This window comes from Micromonospora vinacea, from assembly GCF_015751785.1.
Taxonomy (GTDB): Bacteria; Actinomycetota; Actinomycetes; order Mycobacteriales; family Micromonosporaceae; genus Micromonospora; species Micromonospora vinacea.
The window spans coordinates 6,473,771-6,494,765 of sequence record NZ_JADOTY010000001.1 but is presented as its reverse complement, the minus strand read 5'-3'; the positions used below and the strand labels follow the sequence as shown (position 1 = coordinate 6,494,765).

27 protein-coding genes are annotated in these 20,995 nt (G+C 69.8%); 14 read left to right on the top strand and 13 right to left on the bottom strand.

Annotation, left to right across the window (positions count from 1 at the left end; genetic code table 11):
- Positions 1–72 precede the first annotated feature (72 nt).
- From IW249_RS30390 to IW249_RS30355, 8 genes are all read right to left on the bottom strand, one after another.
- Positions 73–1,425 (bottom strand): RICIN domain-containing protein, encoded by a 1,353-nt coding sequence (locus IW249_RS30390; RefSeq protein ID WP_196923919.1) that lies wholly within the window; start codon positions 1,423–1,425, stop codon positions 73–75.
- 370 nt (positions 1,426–1,795) lie between these two features.
- Entirely contained in the window at positions 1,796–2,380 is a 585-nt protein-coding gene (locus IW249_RS30385) for a DM13 domain-containing protein (protein ID WP_372433014.1), read from the bottom strand.
- A 66-nt stretch (positions 2,381–2,446) separates the two neighbouring features.
- Entirely contained in the window at positions 2,447–3,286 is an 840-nt protein-coding gene (locus tag IW249_RS30380) for an S-methyl-5'-thioadenosine phosphorylase (protein ID WP_196923918.1), read from the bottom strand.
- A 43-nt stretch (positions 3,287–3,329) separates the two neighbouring features.
- Positions 3,330–3,755 carry a hypothetical protein gene (locus IW249_RS30375; RefSeq protein ID WP_196923917.1) on the bottom strand — a complete coding sequence of 142 codons (426 nt, stop codon included), beginning with the start codon at positions 3,753–3,755 and terminating at the stop codon, positions 3,330–3,332.
- Positions 3,752–4,906 carry a molybdopterin-dependent oxidoreductase gene (locus tag IW249_RS30370; protein WP_196923916.1) on the bottom strand — a complete coding sequence of 385 codons (1,155 nt, stop codon included), beginning with the start codon at positions 4,904–4,906 and terminating at the stop codon, positions 3,752–3,754. The genes IW249_RS30375 and IW249_RS30370 overlap by 4 nt, the downstream gene beginning before the upstream one ends.
- On the bottom strand, positions 4,903–5,616 hold the full coding sequence (locus IW249_RS30365) for a class I SAM-dependent methyltransferase (RefSeq protein WP_372433013.1): 714 nt from the start codon (positions 5,614–5,616) through the stop codon (positions 4,903–4,905). The genes IW249_RS30370 and IW249_RS30365 overlap by 4 nt, the downstream gene beginning before the upstream one ends.
- Entirely contained in the window at positions 5,613–6,290 is a 678-nt protein-coding gene (locus IW249_RS30360; RefSeq protein WP_196923915.1) for a TIGR04282 family arsenosugar biosynthesis glycosyltransferase, read from the bottom strand. Before IW249_RS30360 ends, IW249_RS30365 begins: the two co-directional genes overlap by 4 nt.
- A complete protein-coding gene (locus IW249_RS30355) occupies positions 6,287–6,964 on the bottom strand; it encodes a glycosyltransferase family 2 protein (protein ID WP_196923914.1) in 678 nt (225 codons plus the stop codon). Before IW249_RS30355 ends, IW249_RS30360 begins: the two co-directional genes overlap by 4 nt.
- Before the next feature lie 147 nt (positions 6,965–7,111).
- Between IW249_RS30355 and IW249_RS30350 the strand changes: the two genes are divergently transcribed.
- Entirely contained in the window at positions 7,112–8,476 is a 1,365-nt protein-coding gene (locus IW249_RS30350; protein ID WP_196923913.1) for a hypothetical protein, read from the top strand.
- Here the strand turns inward: IW249_RS30350 and IW249_RS30345 are convergent.
- The gene (locus IW249_RS30345) at positions 8,448–9,527 is read right to left on the bottom strand and encodes an NAD-dependent epimerase/dehydratase family protein (protein ID WP_196923912.1); all 1,080 of its coding nucleotides are present in this window, start codon (positions 9,525–9,527) and stop codon (positions 8,448–8,450) included. The genes IW249_RS30350 and IW249_RS30345 overlap by 29 nt on opposite strands.
- 159 nt (positions 9,528–9,686) lie before the next feature.
- On the opposite strand from IW249_RS30345, the gene IW249_RS30340 reads away from it, so the two are divergent.
- Both IW249_RS30340 and IW249_RS30335 read left to right on the top strand, forming a co-directional pair.
- Complete coding sequence (locus tag IW249_RS30340; RefSeq protein WP_196923911.1) at positions 9,687–10,382, top strand: response regulator transcription factor; 696 nt, start codon at positions 9,687–9,689, stop codon at positions 10,380–10,382.
- On the top strand, positions 10,375–11,391 hold the full coding sequence (locus IW249_RS30335) for a sensor histidine kinase (protein ID WP_196923910.1): 1,017 nt from the start codon (positions 10,375–10,377) through the stop codon (positions 11,389–11,391). Before IW249_RS30340 ends, IW249_RS30335 begins: the two co-directional genes overlap by 8 nt.
- A gap of 75 nt (positions 11,392–11,466) precedes the next feature.
- Here the strand turns inward: IW249_RS30335 and IW249_RS30330 are convergent, their stop codons facing one another.
- Positions 11,467–11,934 carry a VOC family protein gene (locus IW249_RS30330; RefSeq protein ID WP_196923909.1) on the bottom strand — a complete coding sequence of 156 codons (468 nt, stop codon included), beginning with the start codon at positions 11,932–11,934 and terminating at the stop codon, positions 11,467–11,469.
- Positions 11,935–12,045: 111 nt separating this feature from the next.
- On the opposite strand from IW249_RS30330, the gene IW249_RS30325 reads away from it, so the two are divergent.
- From IW249_RS30325 to IW249_RS30280, 10 genes are all read left to right on the top strand, one after another.
- Complete coding sequence (locus IW249_RS30325; RefSeq protein WP_196923908.1) at positions 12,046–13,029, top strand: helix-turn-helix transcriptional regulator; 984 nt, start codon at positions 12,046–12,048, stop codon at positions 13,027–13,029.
- A gap of 58 nt (positions 13,030–13,087) precedes the next feature.
- A complete protein-coding gene (locus tag IW249_RS30320; RefSeq protein WP_196923907.1) occupies positions 13,088–13,555 on the top strand; it encodes an SAM-dependent methyltransferase in 468 nt (155 codons plus the stop codon).
- 189 nt (positions 13,556–13,744) lie between these two features.
- Positions 13,745–14,167 (top strand): YbaB/EbfC family nucleoid-associated protein, encoded by a 423-nt coding sequence (locus IW249_RS30315; RefSeq protein ID WP_196923906.1) that lies wholly within the window; start codon positions 13,745–13,747, stop codon positions 14,165–14,167.
- The gene (locus IW249_RS30310) at positions 14,164–14,487 is read left to right on the top strand and encodes a hypothetical protein (RefSeq protein ID WP_196923905.1); all 324 of its coding nucleotides are present in this window, start codon (positions 14,164–14,166) and stop codon (positions 14,485–14,487) included. The genes IW249_RS30315 and IW249_RS30310 overlap by 4 nt, the downstream gene beginning before the upstream one ends.
- Positions 14,488–14,491: 4 nt before the next feature.
- Entirely contained in the window at positions 14,492–14,986 is a 495-nt protein-coding gene (locus IW249_RS30305; RefSeq protein ID WP_196923904.1) for a WXG100-like domain-containing protein, read from the top strand.
- Positions 14,979–15,509, top strand: a complete 531-nt coding sequence (locus tag IW249_RS30300; RefSeq protein WP_196923903.1) for an endonuclease — start codon at positions 14,979–14,981, stop codon at positions 15,507–15,509. Before IW249_RS30305 ends, IW249_RS30300 begins: the two co-directional genes overlap by 8 nt.
- Positions 15,506–16,048 carry an SUKH-4 family immunity protein gene (locus IW249_RS30295; protein ID WP_196923902.1) on the top strand — a complete coding sequence of 181 codons (543 nt, stop codon included), beginning with the start codon at positions 15,506–15,508 and terminating at the stop codon, positions 16,046–16,048. The genes IW249_RS30300 and IW249_RS30295 overlap by 4 nt, the downstream gene beginning before the upstream one ends.
- On the top strand, positions 16,045–16,584 hold the full coding sequence (locus tag IW249_RS30290; RefSeq protein ID WP_196923901.1) for an SUKH-4 family immunity protein: 540 nt from the start codon (positions 16,045–16,047) through the stop codon (positions 16,582–16,584). The genes IW249_RS30295 and IW249_RS30290 overlap by 4 nt, the downstream gene beginning before the upstream one ends.
- 108 nt (positions 16,585–16,692) lie before the next feature.
- Positions 16,693–17,700, top strand: coding sequence for a hypothetical protein (locus IW249_RS30285; protein ID WP_196923900.1), 1,008 nt, complete (start codon positions 16,693–16,695; stop codon positions 17,698–17,700).
- A 258-nt stretch (positions 17,701–17,958) separates the two neighbouring features.
- Complete coding sequence (locus IW249_RS30280) at positions 17,959–18,405, top strand: hypothetical protein (protein ID WP_196923899.1); 447 nt, start codon at positions 17,959–17,961, stop codon at positions 18,403–18,405.
- Between the two features lie 61 nt (positions 18,406–18,466).
- Here IW249_RS30280 and IW249_RS30275 read toward each other — a convergent pair whose 3' ends face one another.
- Positions 18,467–19,282, bottom strand: a complete 816-nt coding sequence (locus tag IW249_RS30275) for a GNAT family N-acetyltransferase (RefSeq protein ID WP_196923898.1) — start codon at positions 19,280–19,282, stop codon at positions 18,467–18,469.
- 154 nt (positions 19,283–19,436) lie between these two features.
- Between IW249_RS30275 and IW249_RS30270 the strand changes: the two genes are divergently transcribed.
- Complete coding sequence (locus tag IW249_RS30270; protein ID WP_196923897.1) at positions 19,437–19,880, top strand: hypothetical protein; 444 nt, start codon at positions 19,437–19,439, stop codon at positions 19,878–19,880.
- Between the two features lie 47 nt (positions 19,881–19,927).
- On the opposite strand, the gene IW249_RS30265 is transcribed toward IW249_RS30270, so the two are convergent.
- Together IW249_RS30265 and IW249_RS30260 are read right to left on the bottom strand one after the other, a co-directional pair.
- Complete coding sequence (locus tag IW249_RS30265) at positions 19,928–20,434, bottom strand: polyketide cyclase (protein ID WP_196923896.1); 507 nt, start codon at positions 20,432–20,434, stop codon at positions 19,928–19,930.
- Positions 20,435–20,461: 27 nt separating this feature from the next.
- A complete protein-coding gene (locus tag IW249_RS30260) occupies positions 20,462–20,992 on the bottom strand; it encodes a GNAT family N-acetyltransferase (protein ID WP_196923895.1) in 531 nt (176 codons plus the stop codon).
- Positions 20,993–20,995: the final 3 nt, after the last annotated feature.

The window sequence follows — 20,995 nt, the reverse complement described above, 5'->3', positions numbered from 1 at the left end:
GCACGGTTGAGCCTCCTTGTGGGTGGTGGAACATCCGTTGGGCCGGTCCCCTCTGCGGGAACCTCGCCGGGCTCAGCTCCGGCTCCATCGTTGGTTGGCCGCGCCGGTGCAGTCCCAGATCTGGACGCGCGTGCCGTTGCCAGTGCCGTTGCCGACCATGTCCAGGCACCGGCCCGAACCAACTCCGGTGATCGAGCCGTCGGTGTTGAGCCGCCATTTCTGGTTGGACTGGCCGTTGCAGTCCCAAATGATCACCGAGCTGCCGTTGGCGGTGCCGGCGCCGTTGACGTCGAGGCACTTGCCGCCGAAGACACGCAGCTCCTGAGCGGCGGTCGAGGTCCAGCTCTGGTTGCTCTGGCCGTGGCAGTCCCAGATGATCGCCGCCGCGCCGTTGGTCTGCGAGGCGCCGTTGACGTCGAGGCACCGTCCGGAGGACGTGCTGCGCAGGGCCGACGTGCCGCTCGGTGGCGGGGTGGTCGGTGGCGGCGTCGTGGGGTCGGTGCCGCTACCGAACTGGGTGAAGAACCTCCACACCTCGCCCTTGGTCCAGGTCCTGGCTCCGCTGTCCCCGCCGCCGTCCACCGGGCCGGGGGTGTGCCCGCCGTCGAAGGCGGCCCAGACCACCGGATAGCCGGACCGGCAGCCGGAGTAGGTGGTGGTGATGTGGGTCAGGCTGCCCGCCCTCGGCTCGGGTGGGCTCTGTGCGGTGCACCCGTTGTTGCGCACGAACCTGTCGCGCAGGGACCGTCCGGCGGAGACGTTGAGCACCGCGTCCCCGATGCCGTGGATCCCCATGTACGCGACCGGCTCGGTGCCGCCGCTGCACCCGCTGAGCTGCCCGCCGGAGTAGACCGCGACAGCGCGGAAGACACTTGGCCGTGAACAGGCCAGCGAGTAGCTCATGCCCCCGCCGTAGCTGAAGCCGAGCGCGAAGCGTTGCGTGGTCTCGACACAGAGGTCTGCCTCGATCACCCTGATCATGTCGTCGACGAAGGTGACGTCCTGGCCGCCGGGGTTTGCCCAGCCGTTGCCGTTGCCCTGGGGGGCGACGAAGATGGTGCTGTTGTTCGCCTGCTGCCGCAGCCCGTAGTAGGACCAGGCGGCCCCGTCGGACCCACCGCCGTCGACGTCGTTGGCGGTGCCGCCGTTCCAGTGGAATCCGAAGATCAGCCGGTAGGCGTGGTTCCTGTCGTAGTTGTCAGGAATCCTCAGGATGAAACTACGGTTCTGGCCGCTGCTCTGGATGGACCGTTGGCCGCTGGTCAACGTGGGCGCCTTGCCGCACCCGGCGGTCGCCGCGGCCGCGCCGATGTCCGCCGCCGACGCGGTGGTGCTCACGCCACCGGCCAGTGCCGCCGCGCTCACGGTCACGACGACGGCCGCCGCCGTCGCGAGAAGACCAAGGATGGGTCTACGTCTTGTCATGAAGGGGCTCCCGCCACTCGGCACGAACTGGTTGAAGGGGATCCACGGCAACCCGCACGCCGCCACGACGCGCCGCTGCAGGTCACCCCATCGACCACGTTCGCCGCGGACGAACCCCAGAAGACGCGATGTGCCGACGGTGCCCGGCCGGCTCATCGACACAGGTTTCCGCCACTGGTCTCGCCGCCCACGCAGGACCAGTCGGTTGCCGAATCGATGGTGGCCACCAGTGCGCCCGAACACCACGCGACCGTTCGACCGGAGGTGCCGGAGCACCTGGCTCAGCGTCGAATCGATTCGCTCCGACGCTAGATCCCGCAGTGAAAGATGTCAATGCCGTGTCCGGCTGGTTGCGGCCAGGGTGGCGCGGTCAGGCCCCCGCGAGATCCGCCGCGCCGAAGGAGACCGCGAACCGTTTGCACCAGATGGAGACGCTGCGGAAGTCGCGTGGGTCCACCGACGCCGGCAGCTCGTACACCTGGTTGCCCTTGTTGCCCTTGAGCTTCGCCAGCTCGACCCATTCGCCGTCGTCGAACACGCGCCAGCCGGCCGTGCCCCGGATGACCGGCTGATCGGTCAGCCACACCCGCAGGTCCGGACCGTTCGACGTGTTCAGGTCTCGGATGACGAGCTGATGGCGACCGTCGGCGAGCCGGTGGATCTCGGCACTGCCTGTCGTCCGGTGCTCATGGGTGACGAACTCACCGCTGGTCAGGATCTCGTTCGCCGCTGGGGTGGCTGCCGAGATCGCGGGGGCCGGCGTCGAGGACTCCGGGCTCGCGGACGCCGGGACCGGGGTGGCCGATACCGTTCCAGAGCCGGGAATCGCTTCGTCGACATAGGTGTCGGTGAACAGCTTCCACGGCTGGAACCAGTAGAGGCCCAGCATCGCCACGACGACAGCACAGGCGAGACCGGCTCGGACCAGCGGCGAGCGGAACATCCGTTTTCCCACCCCCGCAGCGTACGGCCACGGCCGCCGTCGAACCGTTCGCGAACCCTTTCCGAACTCTTACGACGCTCACGGCTCCATATCTGCCAGCGCCTGTCCGCACGGGCAGGCTCCCTGGTCCTCCGGCAACGTCTTCACCGCGTCGCCGAGCAGCAGGCGCAGGCGATCGATGTTCCGGGCGAAGACCGTGAACACCTCCTGCTGGGTCACGCCGTGACCAACCTCGACGCCCGAGTCGAGGTCGGTCACCACTGACACCGCTGTGTAGCAGAGCGCCAGTTCACGGGCCAGCACCGCTTCCGGGTGGCCGGTCATTCCGACGACGGACCAGCCCTCCCGGCCGTACCACTGTGATTCGGCCCGGGTGGAGAATCGGGGCCCTTCGATGACGACCATGGTTCCGCCGTCGACCGGCTGCCAACCGGCGGATCGGGCGGCGTCGAGGACCGTGGCTCGTCCGACCGGACAGTACGGGTCGGCGAAGGGCACATGGACGACCTGGGGGAGTTGCCCGTCCGCGCGTGGCTGGCCGTCGTGGTAGGTCTGCGCGCGGCCGCTGGTCCGGTCGACCAGCTGGTCCGGTACGACGAGGGTCCCGGGGCCCAGATCCGGTCGTAGGCCGCCCACGGCACCCGGTGCGAGTACCTGGCGCACGCCGAGCGCTCGCAACGCCCACAGGTTGGCCCGGTAGTTGATGCGGTGCGGAGGGTGGGTGTGCCGGCGTCCGTGGCGGGGCAGGAACACCACCGGCCGCCCGGCGAGACTCCCGACGGACAGCGCGTCGCTCGGCGGTCCGTACGGTGTGTCGACGGTGACCTCGGCGACGTCGTCGAGGAACTCGTAGAAGCCGGATCCGCCGATCACGCCGATCGGCGGACGGTCGGTCGTGCTGATGTCTCCTGCTGACATGGGTATCCCTCCTGGGCGAAAGTGGAGAACGTGTGGGGCTGGCTCAGGAGCGGTCGGTTCGCCGGTCCGTGCCACGCCGGTCGAGCGCCGTGGCGACGACCAGGACGATCACGATCGCGGCCCAGAGGACAGCCAGCCCGACGGTGAGCCCCAGCGGGTAGTCCCGGTCCGGTAGGCCCGGGTTCGGAGGTGCCGAGGGCGGTCGCCACAGCAGGGGCACCGCGATCAGCAGCAACGTGGCGCTGGCCAGCAGACCCGCGGCGATCCAGGCCCGGCGCAACCGGTTCGTCACCAGTCGGCTCAGCGCCAGGCCGACCAGTCCGACCAGCGGTGCCACCAGAAGGTCGTGCAGCACCGGGCCGCCGATCAGCCACGGCACCGTGGTGCCGAGCTGGGGGAGGAGCAGCCAACCGCCGTACGCCGTGAACGCGGCGCCGACCACGAGCAGGAGCAGTCGGACGGCTCTCACCGCAGCACCTCCAGCCGGGCCACCCACTTGGTCTGGAGGACCCCCGGCCGGCTCGGCGCGATGAGTCGGCAGGGGTAACCGTGGTCGGGCGACAGTTGCTCGCCATTGATCCGCAGGGCGAGCAGGGTCAGCGGGTCGCGGGCATGGGCCGCCGGGAGTGTGCTGGCCGCGTACAGGCCGTCGGTCTCCAGTGAGGTGACCCGAACCGGTCGGCCGGTCGGTGCGCCGGCCCGTCGGAGCAGCTCGACGACGGGCACGCCGGTCCAGTGGGCCGAGGCGCTCCAGCCCTCCACACAGGCGATCGGCAGCTCCGCCGTGCGTTGCGGCAGGGCCGCCAGGTCGGCCAGGGACACCGTGTCCCGCCCGCCCGGCCAGACGATCTCCAGTCGCCAGTCCGGTGGAACGGCGATGCGCGCGGCAGCCGCCGTACGGTTGATCGGTACGCCCTGCGGCCCGGTCGCGGACCGCCACGCCAGCGGCGACACCCGACGGAGCCACGGCACTGTGACCCCGGCGGTGGCCAGCACGGCGACTCCCGCGACGCCCGCGGAGGTACGCAGGAACGCGCGTCGCTGCGCCGTGTCCCGATCGTCAGGCCCCGGCGCCGCTCTCCTGCGTCGCAGTGGCGTTTTCAACGCCGCGCGGGCGACCGGCAACTTCACAGCGACGTGCAGCAGCATCGCCCCGACCACCAGCCAGGCGACCGCGTAGTGCGCCGTCGGGAAGAAGAACCCCCACGGGTACGACTGGGCGACGTTGAACAGGCCCGTGACCAGCTCGAAGAACGCGGCGCAGACCAGCACCAGGACGGAGATCCGTTCGAGGGCGTGGGCGGACAACCGGATCGGCTGGCGCACTGGCGGGCGGACGAACAGCCGGGGGTAGACGCTCCACAGCTTGGCCAGCAGCAACGGAATGGCCGCGACCCCGGAGAGCACGTGGACGCCCTGGGTGATCCGGTACAGGTTGACCGGTCGGGTCGGCCAGGTGAACCAGCCCGGCGGGTGCTGAAGGTAGTGGCTGAGCAGTCCGGTGCCGAAACACAGCCCGAACGCCACCCCGAGCCAGAGGCCGAGCCGGGCGGTGACCAGCGGTGAGTGCGAGGGCGCTGTGAAGTCCTCCGGGGCGGGGAGACGTGGCCGGCGGATCATGAGCGTGCCAACTCGGCGAACCAGCGTGGACCGAACCGGAAACGGTCGGCGACCCGCAGGCCGGCGGCGTCGGCAGCCTGGGCCACCGCCTCCGTGTCGACCCGCGCCCAGTGAAACGCCGGTCCCCGCAATTGCCGTTCGCCGGACGATCCCGACAGGACGTACGCCTGTCCCTGCCACAGCCCGGCTCCCGGCGGTTCCACCTCGACCACGAGCGTTCCGTCGGCCGCGATCAGTGCGCCGCACCGGCGCAGCAGTCGGACCGGGTCACCGCCGATGCCGATGTTGCCGTCGATGAGCAGGGCGTGCGCCCACCTGCCCTCGCCGGGGAGTGGTTCGAAGACGTCGCGTCGCAGGGCGACGACCCCCCGGTCCTGGGTCAGACGTACCGCCTCGGCGGAGATGTCGACCCCCAGCGCGACGAGGCCGCGTTGGGCGAGCGCCCGGGTCAGCCGGCCCGGGCCGCAGCCGAGGTCGATGGTGGGCCCGGTGCAGCGTGCGGCGACGGACTCGATCGCCGGTTCGGGCGGGCCGTGCCAACGCCGCACCGGCAACAGGTCACGCCGCCCGTCGGTGTGCACGAGCCAGTGGTCGGGTTGGGCCGCGGGCATCGGGCCGACCGGTGCACCGCGCAGGTCATGGTCGGCGGACCATCCGCCGAGTCTGCGCAGCACCACGTCGAAACCGTCGAGACTGATCGTCGAGGTCACCGGGGGCGTCCAGTCACCAACTGGCCTACCGATGCGACGGCCTCCGCGAACCGGGTGCCGGGCAGGTCGGCCGCGACCGCCAGCGCCGTCGGCCAGTCGTCGACGTCCCGCTGTACGGGCAGGATCGCCGGACGGACGCCGTGCTGCCGCAGGGCGGCGAGGGTGCGGCGACCGGTGTCGCCGGTCGACATGGGTACGTCGCGTAACACGCTCGCGTACGCCGGGTCGCGCAATCCGAGTGCCCACCAGCCGCCGTCGAGCGCCGGCCCGAACACCGCCTCGTGTTCGGCGAGCCGCTCCAGCGCGGTGGTGAGCAGGGCCGGCCGGATCTGCGGTGTGTCCATGCCGATCTGCAGCACCGGTCGGCCGGGGAACGACGCGGCGGTGTCGGCGTGGGCGTTCGCGAGGCGGTCGGCGAACGTGCCGCCGCGCTGCGGAAGCAGGTGCCAACCCGCCAGCGCGGCGGTCAGCTCACCGCCGTACTCGGCGTCGGCGAACCGACCGGTGTGGGCCAGCACGGGAATGGTCGAGGCGGTGGCGCGCACCGCCGCGAGGGTGTCCAACAGTGACGCGGCCGCGATCCGGGCCGCCTGGGTCGGATCAGCCGGCGGGCAGAGGCGGGTCTTGGCCAGCCCGGGGACCGGCGCCTTCGCGACCAGGAGCAGGACGTTCACCGGCCACCACCGGCGTCGGCGCGCAGCACTCCGGCGAAGTCCCGGGTCGCCCGCCACGTGCCCCGGACCGACCCGGAGACCTTCGAGCTGGTGCCGGCCGCCCGGGGCGCGTACGCGACGTCCAGTTCGAGGATCCGCCAGCCCGCCCCGGCCGCGCGCAGCAGCAGTTCCAGGGGGTAGCCGAACGCGCGGTCGTTGACACCGAGGCCCAGCAGCGCCGCCCGGTGGGCAACGCGGATCGGGCTGATGTCGTACACCGGCACGCCTCGACGCCGCAGCAGGGCGGCGACCAGCGCGTTTCCGGTGCGGGCGTGCCACGGCCAGGCGTCCGCCGAGACCGGCCGACGCCGCCCGACGGCGAGATCGGCTCGACCGTCACACACCGCCGCGACGAGCCTGGGCAACTCGGCCGGGTCGAACGAGCCGTCCGCGTCGAGCACGCAGACCAGATCCGCCTCCGCAGCCAGCAGGCCGGTGTGCACGGCGGCGCCGTACCCGCGTCTCGCCTCGTGGACGACCCGGGCCCCGTATTCGGCCGCGATGACCGGCGAACCGTCGGTGGAGCCGTTGTCGACCACGATGGCGCGGTAGCCGGGCGGAAGCCCGCTCAGTACGGCAGGCAGTGCGGCCGCCTCGTCCAGACACGGCAGCACCACGTCGATCGTTGTGTGCATACCGGCGACGCTAGGCCCGCCACCGGCCGTCCGGACCGCCGTTTCTCCTTACGAATCGCTTACGCGGCAACGGATCTTACGACTCGCTGACGTCTCACCGTTCGGCCATCGAATCCCTGGTCGGAGGTCGTAGCGTCGGCCGTCACCATGACCATGATGACCCGGCCGGGACGACCCCGGTCCGCCGACCTGATCGTCCTCGGTGCCGAGGTGGTCCTGCTCGCCGTTGCCGTCGCCGTCGGCGCACTGCTCAATCGGCAGGGCGTGCGGCTTCATGCCGACGCGGCGCCGATCTACGCCTCCTGGAAGCCCCACCTGGGGCCCGGCGCCCCCGTCGCGCTGCTCGTCGCGGCGCTGTTCGTCTGGCGGGGCACGCGCTGGGGAACCGACACGCCGTGGCCGCGGCTACTGGGGGTCGGCTATCTCGCCTCGGTGCTCTGGACACTGTCGTTGGCCCTGGTCGACGGCTGGTCCGCGGGGTTGACCGAGCGGCTCACCGTGCAGGCCGAGTACCTGCACGAGGTGCCCCGGGTGACCGATGTCGGCATCATGCTGTCCGGCTTCGCCGACCGGATCCTCGACTTCCAGCCCGATTCGTGGTCCACGCACACCGCCGCTCACCCACCGGGCGCGTTGCTCCTCTTCGTCTGGCTGGAGCGGATCGGCCTGGGCGGCGGGACCGCCGCCGGGCTCGCCTGTGTGCTGCTCGGCGCCACCGTCTCGGTGTCGGTTCCGGTCACGTTGCGGGCGCTCGGTGCCGAGGACGCGGCCCGGGCGGTGTGGCCGTTCCTGGTGCTCCTCCCGGGAGCGGTCTGGGTGGGCGCGTCCGCGGACGGGATCTTCACCGCGGTGGTCGCCGCCGGGCTGGCGCTGCTGGCGGTGGGTGGCCGGCCCGGGGCCGCACTGGGCGGGTTGCTCCTCGGCTTCGCGCTCTACCTGTCGTACGGGTTCGTCCTGGTCGGGTTGCTCGCGTTGACAGTGGTGCTGCTCCGGGCGCGGGACCGCCTCGGTGTGCTCCTGGTCGCGGCGACGGGGGTCGCGGCCGTCGTCGCCGTGTTCACCCTCGCCGGCTTCTGGTGGCTCGACGGCTACCACCTGGTGGCACGTCGTTACTACCAGGGTTGGGCGGCGGATCGTCCGTACGGTTACTGGGTGTGGGCGAATCTCGCCGCCCTGCTGCTCTCGGTCGGCCCGGTGGTCGGGCCGGCGCTGCGGCGGGCGGTGACCGCCGTGTCGATCCGAGCACCGCACCCACCGCTCGCGGCGGCTCTCCGGCAGCGGATCGCCGGCCCCGGACCCACCGTGTGGTTACCCGTCGCCGCGATGGTGGCCGTGCTCGCGGCGGACCTGTCCGGGCTCAGCAAGGCCGAGGTGGAGAGGATCTGGCTACCGTTCGCCGTCTGGCTGCTGGTCGCCACCGCGCACCTGCCCGCCGGTCACCGGCGGTGGTGGTTGGCGGCCCAGGCCGCCACGGCTCTCGCCGTCAACCACCTACTGTGGACGGTGTCGTGACCGATGCCGGATCCCGCATCACCGCTGTGGTGAAGTCGGCGATGCCAGCGGCGAAGCCGACTCGGGCGGTGAAACCGAGCAGCCGGGCGGCGCGGGCCGGATCGGCCACGACGTGCCGCACGTCCGCCGTCCGCCCGCCCCCGACCGTGACCGGCGCCGGCCCGCCCATCGCCGACGCCAGCTCGTGGGCCAACTCGCCGACGGTGTGCGGCTCACCCGAGCAGACGTTGACCGGGGTCAGGGGCTCCGGTGCCGGTGTCGTCAGGGCCAGCAGGTTGGCAGTGGCCACGTCGGTCACGTGCACGAAGTCGCGCCGTTGCCGGCCGTCCTCCAGCACCCGGGGCGGTCGCCCGGCCGCCAGGGCCGACCGGAAGATCGACGCGACCCCCGAATACGGAGTGTCACGCGGCATTCGCGGACCGTAGACGTTGTGGTAGCGCAGGGCCCAGACCGACCCGCCGGTCTGCCGGGCCCAGGCGCCGGCGAGGTGTTCCTGGGCCAGCTTCGTGGCGGCGTACGTGCTGTGCGGCTCCAGTGGCGCGTCCTCGGGCACGAGACCGGGGGAGAGCGCCTTGTCGCAGCGAGGGCAGGTCGGCTCGTACTGGCCCTCGGCCAGGTCGACGGCACGGCGGCCGGCGGGCCGGACGATCCCGTGGGTCGGGCAGTGGTAGCGACCCTCGCCGTAGACCACCATCGAGCTGGCCAGCACCAGTCGGCGTACCCCGGTGGCGTGCATCGCCGCGAGGACGGTGGCCGTACCGAGGTCGTTGTGAGCGGCGTACCGGGGGGCGTCGGCCGGGTCGATGCCATGGCCGACCATGGCCGCCTGATGGCAGACCGCGTCGACCCCGGCCAGTAGCCGGGTCAGCAGCTCGCTGTCGCGTACGTCGCCGACCACCAGGTCGTGCCGCTCGGTCCAGGGCGGTGCCGTCGCACCGTGCGCCTCCGGCAGGAGCGCGTCCACGGCCACCACCTCGTGCCCGTCTTCGGTGAGCAGGTCAGCGACGTGGGAGCCGATGAACCCGGCCGCACCGGTGACAAGTATCCGCATTCCGGTCACCGTAGGACCTCGCGTACGCCCGCTCGGGTTTTCGCACGCAGCCGTAAGAACCTCGCAAGCTTTGCCGTTGCGGGCCGAGCCCGGTGCGTGGCTACGCTGGGCCGATGGACATCTGGGGGAGACGTTGACGACGCGGGACGGGGAAGGTCCGTGACGCAGCGCGTGCTGGTGGTCGACGACGATCAGACAGTGAGCGACGTCATCCGTCGTTACCTGGAGAACGACGGCTTCCAGGTCAGCCTCGCCGCGGACGGCGCGGCGGCACTGGCGGCGGTGGAGCGGCAGGTGCCACACCTGGTCGTGCTCGATCTGATGCTGCCCCGGGTCAACGGCCTGGAGGTGTGCCGGGCGCTGCGGGTACGACCGGACGGCGTACCGATCGTCATGCTGACCGCACGCGGTGACGAGGCCGACCGGATCCTCGGGCTGCAACTCGGCGCGGACGACTACCTGACCAAGCCCTTCTCTCCCCGTGAACTGGTGCTGCGGGTCCGTTCGGTGCTCCGTCGCGCCGGTGGTGGGGCACCGCCCGAGCGGCCGGAGGCGCTCACCGACGGCAATCTGGTGGTGCACACGTCCTCCCGAACCGCCCGCCTCGCCGGTGCGGATCTGGCGCTGACGCTGCGCGAATTCGACCTGCTCGTCCACCTCATGCGGCATCCGTCCCGGGTGTTCGGCCGGGCCGAACTTCTGGAGCAGGTCTGGGGCTGGAACTTCGGGGACCACTCGACAGTGACGGTGCACGTACGCCGGCTGCGGGAGAAGATCGAGGCCGACCCGGCCGATCCGCAGCGGATCGTGACCGTCTGGGGCGTCGGCTACCGCTACGAGCCAGCCCATGCGTGACGTACTCCTGATCTTCGCGATCGCCCTCGTCGCGGCACTCGGCATCGGGCTCGCCGGTGCGGTGCTGCTCCGAGCGCTTCGGCGTAGCTCGATCACCGTGCACCTCAGCGTGCTGCTCACCACCACTGTGGTCGCCGTCGCCGTCGGGGTGATGGCGGTCGCGGAAGCGATGTTCCTCTCCGCACACGACCTTGAGGTCGTGCTGATCACCGTCGCGGCGGCAGCGGTGGTCAGCCTCGCCGTCGGCGGGCACTTCGGCCGGCGGCTGGCCCGCGCCGCGGTGTGGCGCGACCAGGCCCGGGAGCGGGAACGACAACTGGAGAAGGGCCGGCGCGACCTGGTCGCCTGGGTCTCCCACGACCTGCGTACCCCGCTCGCCGGGCTGCGGGCCATGGCGGAGGCGTTGGAGGACCGGGTGGTGCGTGATCCGGACACTGTCGATGAGTACCACCGACGCATCCGGCTGGAGACCGACCGGATGACCCGACTCGTCGACGACCTGTTCGAGCTGTCCCGGATCAACGCCGGAGCGCTGCGGTTGTCGTTGACGGCGGTGCCGCTCGGAGAGGTGGTCTCGGACGCGCTGGCCAGCACCATCCCGCTGGCCGACGCTCGCCGGATCAAGCTGATCGCCAGCGAGTCGGGGTGGCCGACGGTCGCCGCGAGCGAGCCGGAGCTGGCTCGGGTCGTGGCCAACCTGCTGCTCAACGCGGTCCGCTACACCCCCGAGGACGGCACCGTACGTATCGAAGCCGGACGGGAGGAGGACCACGCCTGGCTGTCGGTAGCCGACACCTGCGGCGGCATCCCCCCGGCCGACCTTCCCCGGCTGTTCGACATCGCGTTCCGTGGCGAGCCGGCCCGCACTCCCGGCCCCGGCGACGGTGGGGCCTCCGGTGGGCTCGGCCTGGCCATCGTTCATGGCCTGGTGGAGGCGCACGGCGGTCGGGTCGAGGTGCGAAACACCTCCGACGGCTGCCAGTTCATGGTCCGCCTGGCCACCGCCTGACGGAACGAACGCTCGGAGTGGCGGGATGGGGCCGTCGGGTTGCGACGGACCCACCCCGTTGGCTGAGGGCGAGGATCAGGCGTCGGCGTGCTGGGCGGCGACGTCGAGGATCCAGGTGATGCCGAAGCGGTCGGTCAGCATCCCGAACGCTGGTGCCCACTGCGCCGGGCCGTACGCCTCGACGACAGTGGCGCCATCGGCCAGCTTCTCCCACAGCGCGCCGACCTCTTCGACACTCTCGCCGCGGACGGACAGGAAGAACGGCTCGCTGGTCAGCGTCATGCCGTTCTCACGGCGCGTGGAGGGCAACGGGGCGATGCCGGCTCCAGCCCGGCTGGGCACGTCGTAGACCATGACGCGGAATCCGTCGTCGGTGGCGACCTGGCCCCAAACGGCCTTGCCGGCGTCGGGCAGCTCCTTCGGCATCCCGAAATCGCCGTACGTGATCACCATGATCTCGCCGCCGAACACCGAGTGGTAGAACTCCAGCGCCTCCCGGGCGTTGCCCCGGAAGTTGAGGTGGGTGGTCGTGGTGATGCTCATCGAGACTCCTGGTGAAGTTTGTTTCCGGCAACGGTGTCCGGCCGGCGTCAGCACCAAGGGTCGACGACGTAGGTGACAGGATGTGTCACCTACTGCGAATAGATTCCATTCATGCCGAAGGCCTCGGGTCGACTGTTGGCCCTGTTGTCGCTCCTTCAAGCGCGCCGCGACTGGCCGGGCACGGTCCTGGCCGAGCGGCTCGACATCAGCCTGCGGACGGTGCGCCGCGACGTCGACCGGCTGCGCGAACTCGGCTACCCGATCGCGGCCGTGAAGGGTCCCGACGGTGGCTACCGGCTCAGCGCCGGCACCGAACTACCGCCTCTGCTCTTCGACGACGAGCAGGCCGTCGCCCTCACCCTCGCGCTGCAGATTGCCGCCACCACCCTGGGCGACGGCACCGGCGAAGCGGCAGCACGCGCGTTGACCACGATCCGGCAGGTCATGCCGTCCCGGCTCCGGCACCGCGTCAACGCCCTCCAGGTCACCGCCGTCGAACGGCCCGTCACCCGACCGGCCGGCCCGATCGACGACGACGTGCTCCTGGCGATCAGTTCCGCCGTGCAAGCTCACGAGATCCTCCGCTTCGGCTACGGCCCCGAGGCTGTGGACAAACCCCCGCGCCGCGTCGAGCCGCACCACCTCGTCACCTGGGACGGACGCTGGTACCTCGTCGCGTGGGACCTCGACCGGTCAGCCTGGAGTACCTTCCGCGCCGACCGGATGACCCTGCGCATCCCGAACGGACCCCGCTTCACGCCGAGGGAACTGCCCGGCGACGACGTGGCCACCTTTGTCACCGGCAGGTTCCGCGGTGCCGACGACGGCGTCATCGGCTGGCCCTGCCAGGGCACCGCGATCCTCGACCTGCCGGCCGCCACAGTGGCCCTCTACACCCGCGACGGGACCGTCGAGGACCTTGGTTCGGGCCGCTGCCGGCTCACTCTCGGCTCCTGGTCCTGGCCCAGCCTGGCCGCTGCCATGGCCCGGTTCGACACCGAGATCGACGTTGTCGGCCCCACCGAACTTGTCGACGCCTTCGACCACCTGGCCCGCCGCTTCGCCAGGACCGCCGCCAGCGCAACCCTGGCCTGACTCCTTGATCGGGTGCTCGTGCATGCCGCCGGTCGCGTGCGGCAACTAGCCTCAAGTCATGCTCAGCTTCGAGATCACCCCGATCGGTACGGTCCGGAATGACAGGACCGATGTCCAGCACACGGACAACTGGGGTGCCGTCCGCAGCACGATCACCATCGACGAGCGCTTCGGTGATTTGTGCCTCCAGGGCCTGGAGGGCTTCTCCCATGTGGAAGTCCTCTTTGTCTTCGACCAGTTCCCAGCACACGGTGATCACCGCGAACCCCGTCCCTACCGTGGTCGCTCCGACCTCCCGCCCGTTGGTGTATTCGCAGGCCGCGGCCCTCGCAGACCAAACCGCATCGGAGTGACGTGCTGCGCCATCGAATCCGTCCACGGCCGCGAATTGACGGTGGTGGGTCTCGACGCGGTCTCGGGCACCCCGGTCGTCGACCTGAAGCCGACGATGGTGGAGTTCGTCCCGGTGAACGTCGAGCAGCCAGAATGGGTCAGCCGCCTGATGTCGGAGTACTTCCAGCCTTGAGCGGTAGTTAGCCGCTGTCAGGTGCGCCGGTCGAGGGACCTGCGTCGGGCGTACCCCCGTTGCGTGCAGCTTCGTCGATGGGCCGCATCCGTCGACGGGCTTCGATGGAACATCCGCCTCCCGGGACCACACGATTTGCCGGTTCTGACTACGCTTTCCACTGTCTCGGACGCGATCGAGGGAGGGCGCATGTCGGTGAATGAGCCGGCGAGCGGGGAGTTCGCTCGCATGCTTGACGCGACGGTTGGCGCGTTGCGCGCCGCCGGCACCGCGCCGGAGGACGAGGAGGCCGTGCGCCTGCGCCGGGTCGGTGAGTCCGCCGAGGGGCAGGTCCGTGCCGAGTTCGGCGCCGATGGTCGGCTGGAATCGCTGACGCTGGACCCGCGGATGATGCGGCTCGGCGCGGCCGAGGTCTGTGACCACGTGATCGCGGCCGTGAACGCGGCGATCGACTCGATGCGCGGCGGCGGCCCGGCGGTGGCCTCCGGCGACCTCTCGCAGCTCACCGAGCAACTGGAACAGGTTCGCGACACGGCCGTGCCGCGGCTCGGTGCGTTCCTGCAGGCGCTCACGGACGCACAGGAGCGGATGGCCCGAGGAGGTTCCCGATGAACGGCTTCGAGGTAGAGCCCGCGCTGCTGCGTTCCGGCGGTGACGAGGTCATCGGCGCCGCCGAACGCTTCATCGGGCAGTTGGAGAGCTTCGAGGCACAGATGCAGGGGTACGGCGAGCCGTGGGGCGCCGACGACATCGGCTCGCTGATCGGCATCGCGTACACGGAGGCGTCCACCTGGGTTCTGGACTGCATCGGCGTGGCCGCCGAGGAGATCGGCGCGGCCGGCAGCGACCTGACGAAGATGGCCGACAACTTCGAGTTGGTCGAGGAAGCCTCAGCGGGCGCGCTGCGGGACATCCAGGGAATGCTGGGGTGACGACATGGGACTCCAACTGCCGGGTGAGTTGATCACGGCACTCGGCTGGATCGGCTACACCTGGCCCGAAGCCGACGAGGAGAAGCTGTTCGAGATGGGCCAGGCCTGGCTGGACTTCTCCGGCACGGTCGCCGAGGCCTCCGGGGAGGCCAGCTCGGCTGCGGCGGCGGTCTGGTCACAGCACCAGGGCGAGTCGGTGCAGGCGTTCCAGAAGTGGTGGTCCAAGCCGGAGAGCGGCCCCGGAACGCTGCCGGACTACTCCGAGGCCGCCATGCTGATCGGCACCGGGCTGATCATCGCCGCCGCGATCGTGCTCGCGCTGAAGATCCAAGTGATCGTGCAGCTGGCGATCCTCGCCTTCGCGGTGGCTCAGGCGATCGCCACCGCCGTCGTCACGTTCGGCGCGTCGCTGGCCGAAGTCCCGATCTTCCAGATGATCACGCGTGAGATCGTCGGTCTGCTGATCGACCAGGTGGTCCAGGAGCTCCTCGATGCCTAGCAGGGCGCCGAAGAGCTCGAAGAAGCGCGGCGGCGCGGGTAAGCCGAAGGTTGGTAAGGGCGTCCGCGCGGCGGTGAAGAAGGCCGCCGCGAAGCCGGTGGTGCGCAACAACGACCTGCCCGAGGTCACGATCAAGGTGCAGCGCAAGTCGTTCCACGCGCGCGGCCAGTTTGACCGCAAGATGAACGCGCTGAAGAAGCTCAGCGACGAGGGCAAGCTGTTCAAGCAGGCGAACCCGGTCGGCCGGGACAAGAAGATCACGGCCGACTACAAGAAGCGCATCCGGCAGAAGATCTTCGACAAGTACTGGCCCCACGACAAGAAGATGGCGAACGCCCTCGCCGCCCGACTCCGCAAGCAGCAGCCCGACCATGTGTGGGAGCTGCAACTCGGAGGCGCCGACGACGTTAGTAATCTGAAGCTCCTGCACGGCAGAACAAACTGGGATGTCGGCGGGCAAATCTGGCATCAGATCAAGAACCTGCCCGATGGCACACCGATCCGAATAGAGGTAGTGGGTTGAATCCCGAGTTGCGGGAGCTCATCGCGGAGCTGCGTACCGACCTGGAGGCGAACCAGCCGGAGACGCTGGCGTGGGCCCAGATCAACGAGGGCGCTCCGGCCGACCAGATTCCCGCCGAGCTGCCGCAGCCGGTCCGGGAGCTGCTCGAAGCCGCCAACGGCATCCTGGCCGGCGCGTTCGACCTGCCAGCGGTCGCGGACCTCGACGACATCCAGTACTACCTCGAGCAGATGCCCGAGTTCACCGGCGTCGCCGACGAACCCGCCGAGTGGCTGGTCATCGGCACACTGGACGACGAGCCGCTGCTGATCCGACGCGACACCGGCGCGGTCTGGTACTTCCCGGCAGAGACCACGGACGAGTGGTTCATGCGCGAGATGTTCCTCGACGTCGCGCCGGACCTCGACTCGTTCCTCGCCTACTACGTCTTCGGCGCCGGGTACGGCGAAGTCGCCTCCGACGACGACGAGTGGTGGGACTTCCTCGACGAACACGGTCTGACCACGCCCGGTGACGATGACGAGGAGGCGGACGATTGACCGCGACGCATGAGGAGCTCACCGCGCTCTGGGGCGCCGATGGGATGATCTACTTCCCGGTCGACCGGTTCGACGACGTCCTCGGCCCCCTGACGCCAGAGGTCTTCCCGCCGTTCGGGGCCATCCCGGTCGACGTGCCGATCCTGTTCACGGTCGACGTCGACGTCCCCGGCATGGAGCTGTTCTCCAAGCTGAACATCGAGATCGGCGACGCCAGCCCACGCATCCACATCGTCCTCGGCAGCTCGCCCGAGGACCCGCAGCTGCTCTTCTGCCTCGACGCGCTGACCGGAGCCGTCGTGTTGCTGGACCTGGAAACCCCCAACTTCGAGGCGGTCAACGCGACCTTCGCCGCGTTCGTCGAGTTCCTCTACCGGCTCGGAGGGCTCATCGCGACGGACCCGGGCGGTCGGGCTCGCGCGGCCCGCGCCGCAGCGATCCGGGCCGACCTGATGGACGTCGACGCGTCCGCGTTCGCCGACCCGAAGTCGTGGTGGAGCCTGGCCTTCGAGCAGCTGGAATCCACCAGCGGCTAGCCCCGTCGCTGCGAGCGGCCCGCACCTGATGACCAGCGGGGCTCTCCGACGGCTCCTCCTGTCAGCGCCACGTGGTTGGATGCAGGCCGCTGATCAGGAGAGGGAATCATGACGCGCACCACCCCACCGCGTCCGTTGGATGTGGTCTCGTTGTTCCCGGAACTGGCAGCGAGGGCCAGGACCGCCACCCGCCTTCATCCCCGCCCGGGAGACCCGACGGTGCATGACAGCTCGGTGGGTGGGCCTTTGCTGTGGCCGGAAGACGAGGCCTGGCCGACATGCGGCGACGAGCACGAGCCGTACGGGTTGACGACGCTGGAGGACGTCCGCACGCGTCGACGTGTCCTCGCCGCGGCGTGGCAACGGCCCAGGCCGCCGGGAACGAATCTGCTGACTCCCGATGAGAAGGTGGTCGTGGACCGCGTAGATTCCGGTTACGACCCGGCGCTGCTGCCGGTGGAGCCGCTGCCGCTCATCCCGCTGGCCCAGCTCTACGCCCGGGACGTCCCTGATCTGCCCTGTCCCCCTGGCACGGACATGCTTCAGGTGCTGTGGTGCCCGTTCGACGAAATCATGGATGCGCGGTCGGCGGTGCGCCTACGGTGGCGGCAATCCACAAGCGTGCGGAACCCGCTGATGCACCCGCCCGAGCCGGCCTTCGTCGGTCAGGGCTGTTACGTGCCGGAACCTTGCGTTCTGCACCCAGAGCAGGTCACCGAGTACCCGGCTTATCACGAGCTGGATGACAAGCTGGCGGAACGCATCATCTCCCGAGAAAGGGAGCTCCTCCAGTCACCGGACGAGAAGCAACCGGGTTACCGGGGCGATCTGTCAATCGCTCCCGGTTGGAAGGTCGGTGGCTGGGCCGCCTTCTTCACCTTTCGGAGCCCGGCGGGCCCTGATGAGCTCCGGTGCTGCGGCGCTCCGCTGGAACCACTTCTCACCATCCCCAGCGACGAATGGGACGGCGACAGCCGCAGTTGGCGTCCCATCGCTGAGGAGGACGAGTCGGCCGATCACACCCCGACCCAGGTGGAGATCGGCCGTGGCTACACGCTCCAGGTCTATCGGTGCACCGCCTCACAGGAGCACCCACCGGTCACCATCATGCAGTAGCTATCCGTAGCTGCTCTTCTGCCTCGGCGCGCTGACCGTAGCCGTCGTGTTGCCGGACCTGGAACGGCCGCGCTCGTGCGAGCCACCTCCGCACTACGGCCGTCCACGAAGGAACGGAGATCGTCCACCAGAACGACCCGGGTCTCGCTGGCAGCCATCCGACGATGATGCCTGCACCTGCCGTGCTTCGGTATCCGGATATGCCGCTGTTCGAGGGCGGGTCTGGCCGGTGCGCTCTGCTCCTGCTACACAGGGCGCGTGGGGGCGGACATCTATGACCGGTACGAGCGGGACGCGGAGGACCACTTGGCGGCCTATGGCTTGCGCGTCAGGGATGACCAGGTCCCGATCATTCGGAACATTCTCGTACGGGAAACCCGGCACGAGGCGGACACCTACGCCGGATTGGGCACCGTCCCCGGCAATACCCAGCTGATGCGGATCTGTGCCATCCAGCTCTGGCACGCTGGTGCCGTCGAGGACGTGTTGCTTGTTCACCGCGCTCGCGGCACCAGCATGGACGCGACCGGCGCGGTCGATGTGGAGTTGATGCTGGGGGCAGGCGTGGCCAGGACAAAGGAGTACCTAGCCGCCCTGGGCACCGCGGAAGCCCAGGGGATCCTCGACGAGATCGCGTGGGTGGAGGAGTCCTACGACGCCGGGCACTATGGGGCTTTCCTCGACAGGTACTACCTGACTACGTGATTGGCTGGGGACGGTTGTGACTCTTCCCCACGACAATGGTGTCAGCCAGGGCGACGTCCGCTCACCGCGCAGCCCGTGAGGACCCGCTCAGGTGGTCGGACTCCATACCCACGGGGTGGTGGCGCCCACGGCGTGGAGGCCGAGTCGTTGGAGAAATCGGCCTGCTGTCCTTGGACGCATCGACCAAGAGGTACCTGATGCCCCGGTCGGCAGCGACCTGCGCACGGCGGGCAACAAGCGCCCGGTAGATGCCCTTTCGGCGCCATTGCGGCAGGGTAGAGCCACCCCATAGTGCGGCGAACTCGGTGCCGGGGATGACGACCAGCCAGGCGGCCGATACGACCTCGCCCGCGGCCTCCGCAACGAGAATCATGATGTTCTCCGGGGCGGACTCGATGCGGTCGCGTAGGTCATCAGCCAGCCAGGACCAATCGACGCCCCAGACCTCGGATTCCATGGCCGCGATCCGGCGTAGGTCGGCCAGGTCGGTCGTCGCGCGGATGGCGATGCCGTCGGGGGCTTCGCCGGCGCCGGTCAGGTCGGCTGCCAGACCGATGACGACTGTTTCCTCGTCCTCCGGCGCGAACCCGGCCAGCCGCAGCCGCTCGGTGAGATCCTGCCGGTCGTGGCCGTACGTCTTCCACTCCATCGCCTGGCCGCGCGCCGCGGAGCGGTCACGAACTCGACCAATGAGCGCGTCCAAGTCGCCAACGCTGAGGTGATCGAGGTTCTGGGCGAAGGCCAGTCCTCGCGTCGGGGTAGCAATCTGCAGGACGGGGCCATCCCAGGACGGCTTCCAGTTGTTCGGCAGCCGGGCCGCGATGGTGCCGCGCACCTGCTGGTCGTGCAGCGCGAGAAGATCACTCCGTGTCGTCATCACGGCGGAGGATGGCATCGGTGTTGCCGGTCAGTAAACCCTTTTCGTCGTGTCCGCGACGGCCGTGCCGGCACAGGAACGCCCACATCAGCCGCGTGACGCAAACGAGCACGAGTGTCGCGACGCGTCTCCTCGGTCGCCGTAGACTTCGATCATGAGGCGAAACCTCACCGAGGTCGCGGCTGAACTGCAGGCACTCGAGTTGGTGGACTTCGACGTGATGCGGCTCGACGCCAGTGGCAGCGAACAGCTCGACGCGATCTGTACGGAACTGGCCGGGCGGGACGACCCACAGCAGTGGGCTCCGCTGCTCTACGCCTTCTTGGAACGTCTCGACGCGGCGGATCTGGGGAGTCCCGGGCCTCTCGTGCACACCTTGGAGACCTGGCCTGGCTACCGTCCCCTGTTGGTTGAGTCGATGCGGCGCAAACCGACTCCGTTGACCGTCTGGATGGCCAATCGCGTGCTCAACGGGAATCCGTCGGATGCTCCTCAGTGGCTGCAACTGCTGCGGGAGACGATGAGCCATCCCATGGCACCGCCTCAAGTCCAGGCCGATGCCCGCGGCTTCCTCGAGTACCAGGCCACGCGCTCGTAGCAGGGGCACCGGCTCTCCGGTCAGCTCAACGAGGGTGCCTTCCAGGCTCAGCGGCGTGGACCACTGCGCTCGGCGAGTTTCTTCAGGTTGAGCAGCTGCCGCCGAGCCATGATCAGGTCGCCGACGGACAACCCGGGTGCGGCCCAGCGGGTCGTCCGCATGACGACCTTGAGCAGCAAGCGCGTCGCGTCGTGCTCCTGAGGCACGAGGACGTAGGACATGTAGGCGCCCATGATGGTGCTCGTCAGTTGGTTGCCGGGGTCGACCGAGACGATCCTGCCCAACCTTCGTCCGCCGGCGGTGGTGAACGCCTCTCCGACCTGTGGCTCGGGCAGGCCCTCCAGTTGTCGAGGTGAGCGGCGGCCGAGGTTGTCGATCCAGTCGTACGAGTACGGGGCAAGCCTCACTTGGGCTACCCACGGCCACACCGTTGCCGCGGGCGCATCGATCCCCACTCCCCGCCACGCGCGGAGAGTGGGCGAGACGACGAAGTCGTCGCAGGGATAGGTGCGCAGGGTCTCGCTGGTGGTCACGCCCCACCGGTCACCGATCACGCATCCATCGTCCGCCATGTGGCGGCCTCAGTCGACCCGCTGGGCCAGCACCTGCCCTGGCCAGGATCCGACCAGGAAGGTCTCGGTGGGAGTGAACCCGTGGCGCTCGTAGTACGCCACCAACTCACCTCCGCCGCCCGCCCAGCAGTCGACCCGTAGCAACCGCACGCCGGCTCGCCGGGTTTCCTCCACGGCACGTGCCAACAGGGCCGACCCGAGTTTCTGGCCGGCGAATCGACGGTTGGAGACCAGGAGGCGAACGTACCGCTCGGGTTCTTCCACGGACGCGATCGGTACCCGCGGATCGGGCCCGGAGTCCAGCACCAGGGCCGCGGCCGGGGTCCCGTCCACTTCCGCGATGTACGGGAGGTATTCGGTCAGGTACCGATCGACCTGTGCGGCCCGTTCGGGTTTTTCCGAGAACGGCGTCGTGCCCCACTGCTCGGTGTTGCCGCGCTCGTTCATCCAGACCACCGCGGAGTCGAGCATGTCCAGTACGGCAGGTGCGTCGGCCGGGCCGCCGCGTCTGATGCGTACGCCGCGGGTGGTGTCGTCCATGGC

Coding starts and splice junctions, on each gene's coding strand:
- IW249_RS30390 (WP_196923919.1), bottom strand. CDS start 1,425: ATGACAAGACGTAGACCCATCCTTGGTCTTCTCGCGACGGCGGCGGCC.
- IW249_RS30380 (WP_196923918.1), bottom strand. CDS start 3,286: ATGTCAGCAGGAGACATCAGCACGACCGACCGTCCGCCGATCGGCGTG.
- IW249_RS30370 (WP_196923916.1), bottom strand. CDS start 4,906: ATGATCCGCCGGCCACGTCTCCCCGCCCCGGAGGACTTCACAGCGCCC.
- IW249_RS30355 (WP_196923914.1), bottom strand. CDS start 6,964: ATGCACACAACGATCGACGTGGTGCTGCCGTGTCTGGACGAGGCGGCC.
- IW249_RS30350 (WP_196923913.1), top strand. CDS start 7,112: ATGACCATGATGACCCGGCCGGGACGACCCCGGTCCGCCGACCTGATC.
- IW249_RS30345 (WP_196923912.1), bottom strand. CDS start 9,527: ATGCGGATACTTGTCACCGGTGCGGCCGGGTTCATCGGCTCCCACGTC.
- IW249_RS30335 (WP_196923910.1), top strand. CDS start 10,375: ATGCGTGACGTACTCCTGATCTTCGCGATCGCCCTCGTCGCGGCACTC.
- IW249_RS30330 (WP_196923909.1), bottom strand. CDS start 11,934: ATGAGCATCACCACGACCACCCACCTCAACTTCCGGGGCAACGCCCGG.
- IW249_RS30325 (WP_196923908.1), top strand. CDS start 12,046: ATGCCGAAGGCCTCGGGTCGACTGTTGGCCCTGTTGTCGCTCCTTCAA.
- IW249_RS30320 (WP_196923907.1), top strand. CDS start 13,088: ATGCTCAGCTTCGAGATCACCCCGATCGGTACGGTCCGGAATGACAGG.
- IW249_RS30315 (WP_196923906.1), top strand. CDS start 13,745: ATGTCGGTGAATGAGCCGGCGAGCGGGGAGTTCGCTCGCATGCTTGAC.
- IW249_RS30310 (WP_196923905.1), top strand. CDS start 14,164: ATGAACGGCTTCGAGGTAGAGCCCGCGCTGCTGCGTTCCGGCGGTGAC.
- IW249_RS30305 (WP_196923904.1), top strand. CDS start 14,492: ATGGGACTCCAACTGCCGGGTGAGTTGATCACGGCACTCGGCTGGATC.
- IW249_RS30300 (WP_196923903.1), top strand. CDS start 14,979: ATGCCTAGCAGGGCGCCGAAGAGCTCGAAGAAGCGCGGCGGCGCGGGT.
- IW249_RS30285 (WP_196923900.1), top strand. CDS start 16,693: ATGACGCGCACCACCCCACCGCGTCCGTTGGATGTGGTCTCGTTGTTC.
- IW249_RS30275 (WP_196923898.1), bottom strand. CDS start 19,282: ATGACGACACGGAGTGATCTTCTCGCGCTGCACGACCAGCAGGTGCGC.
- IW249_RS30270 (WP_196923897.1), top strand. CDS start 19,437: ATGAGGCGAAACCTCACCGAGGTCGCGGCTGAACTGCAGGCACTCGAG.
- IW249_RS30260 (WP_196923895.1), bottom strand. CDS start 20,992: ATGGACGACACCACCCGCGGCGTACGCATCAGACGCGGCGGCCCGGCC.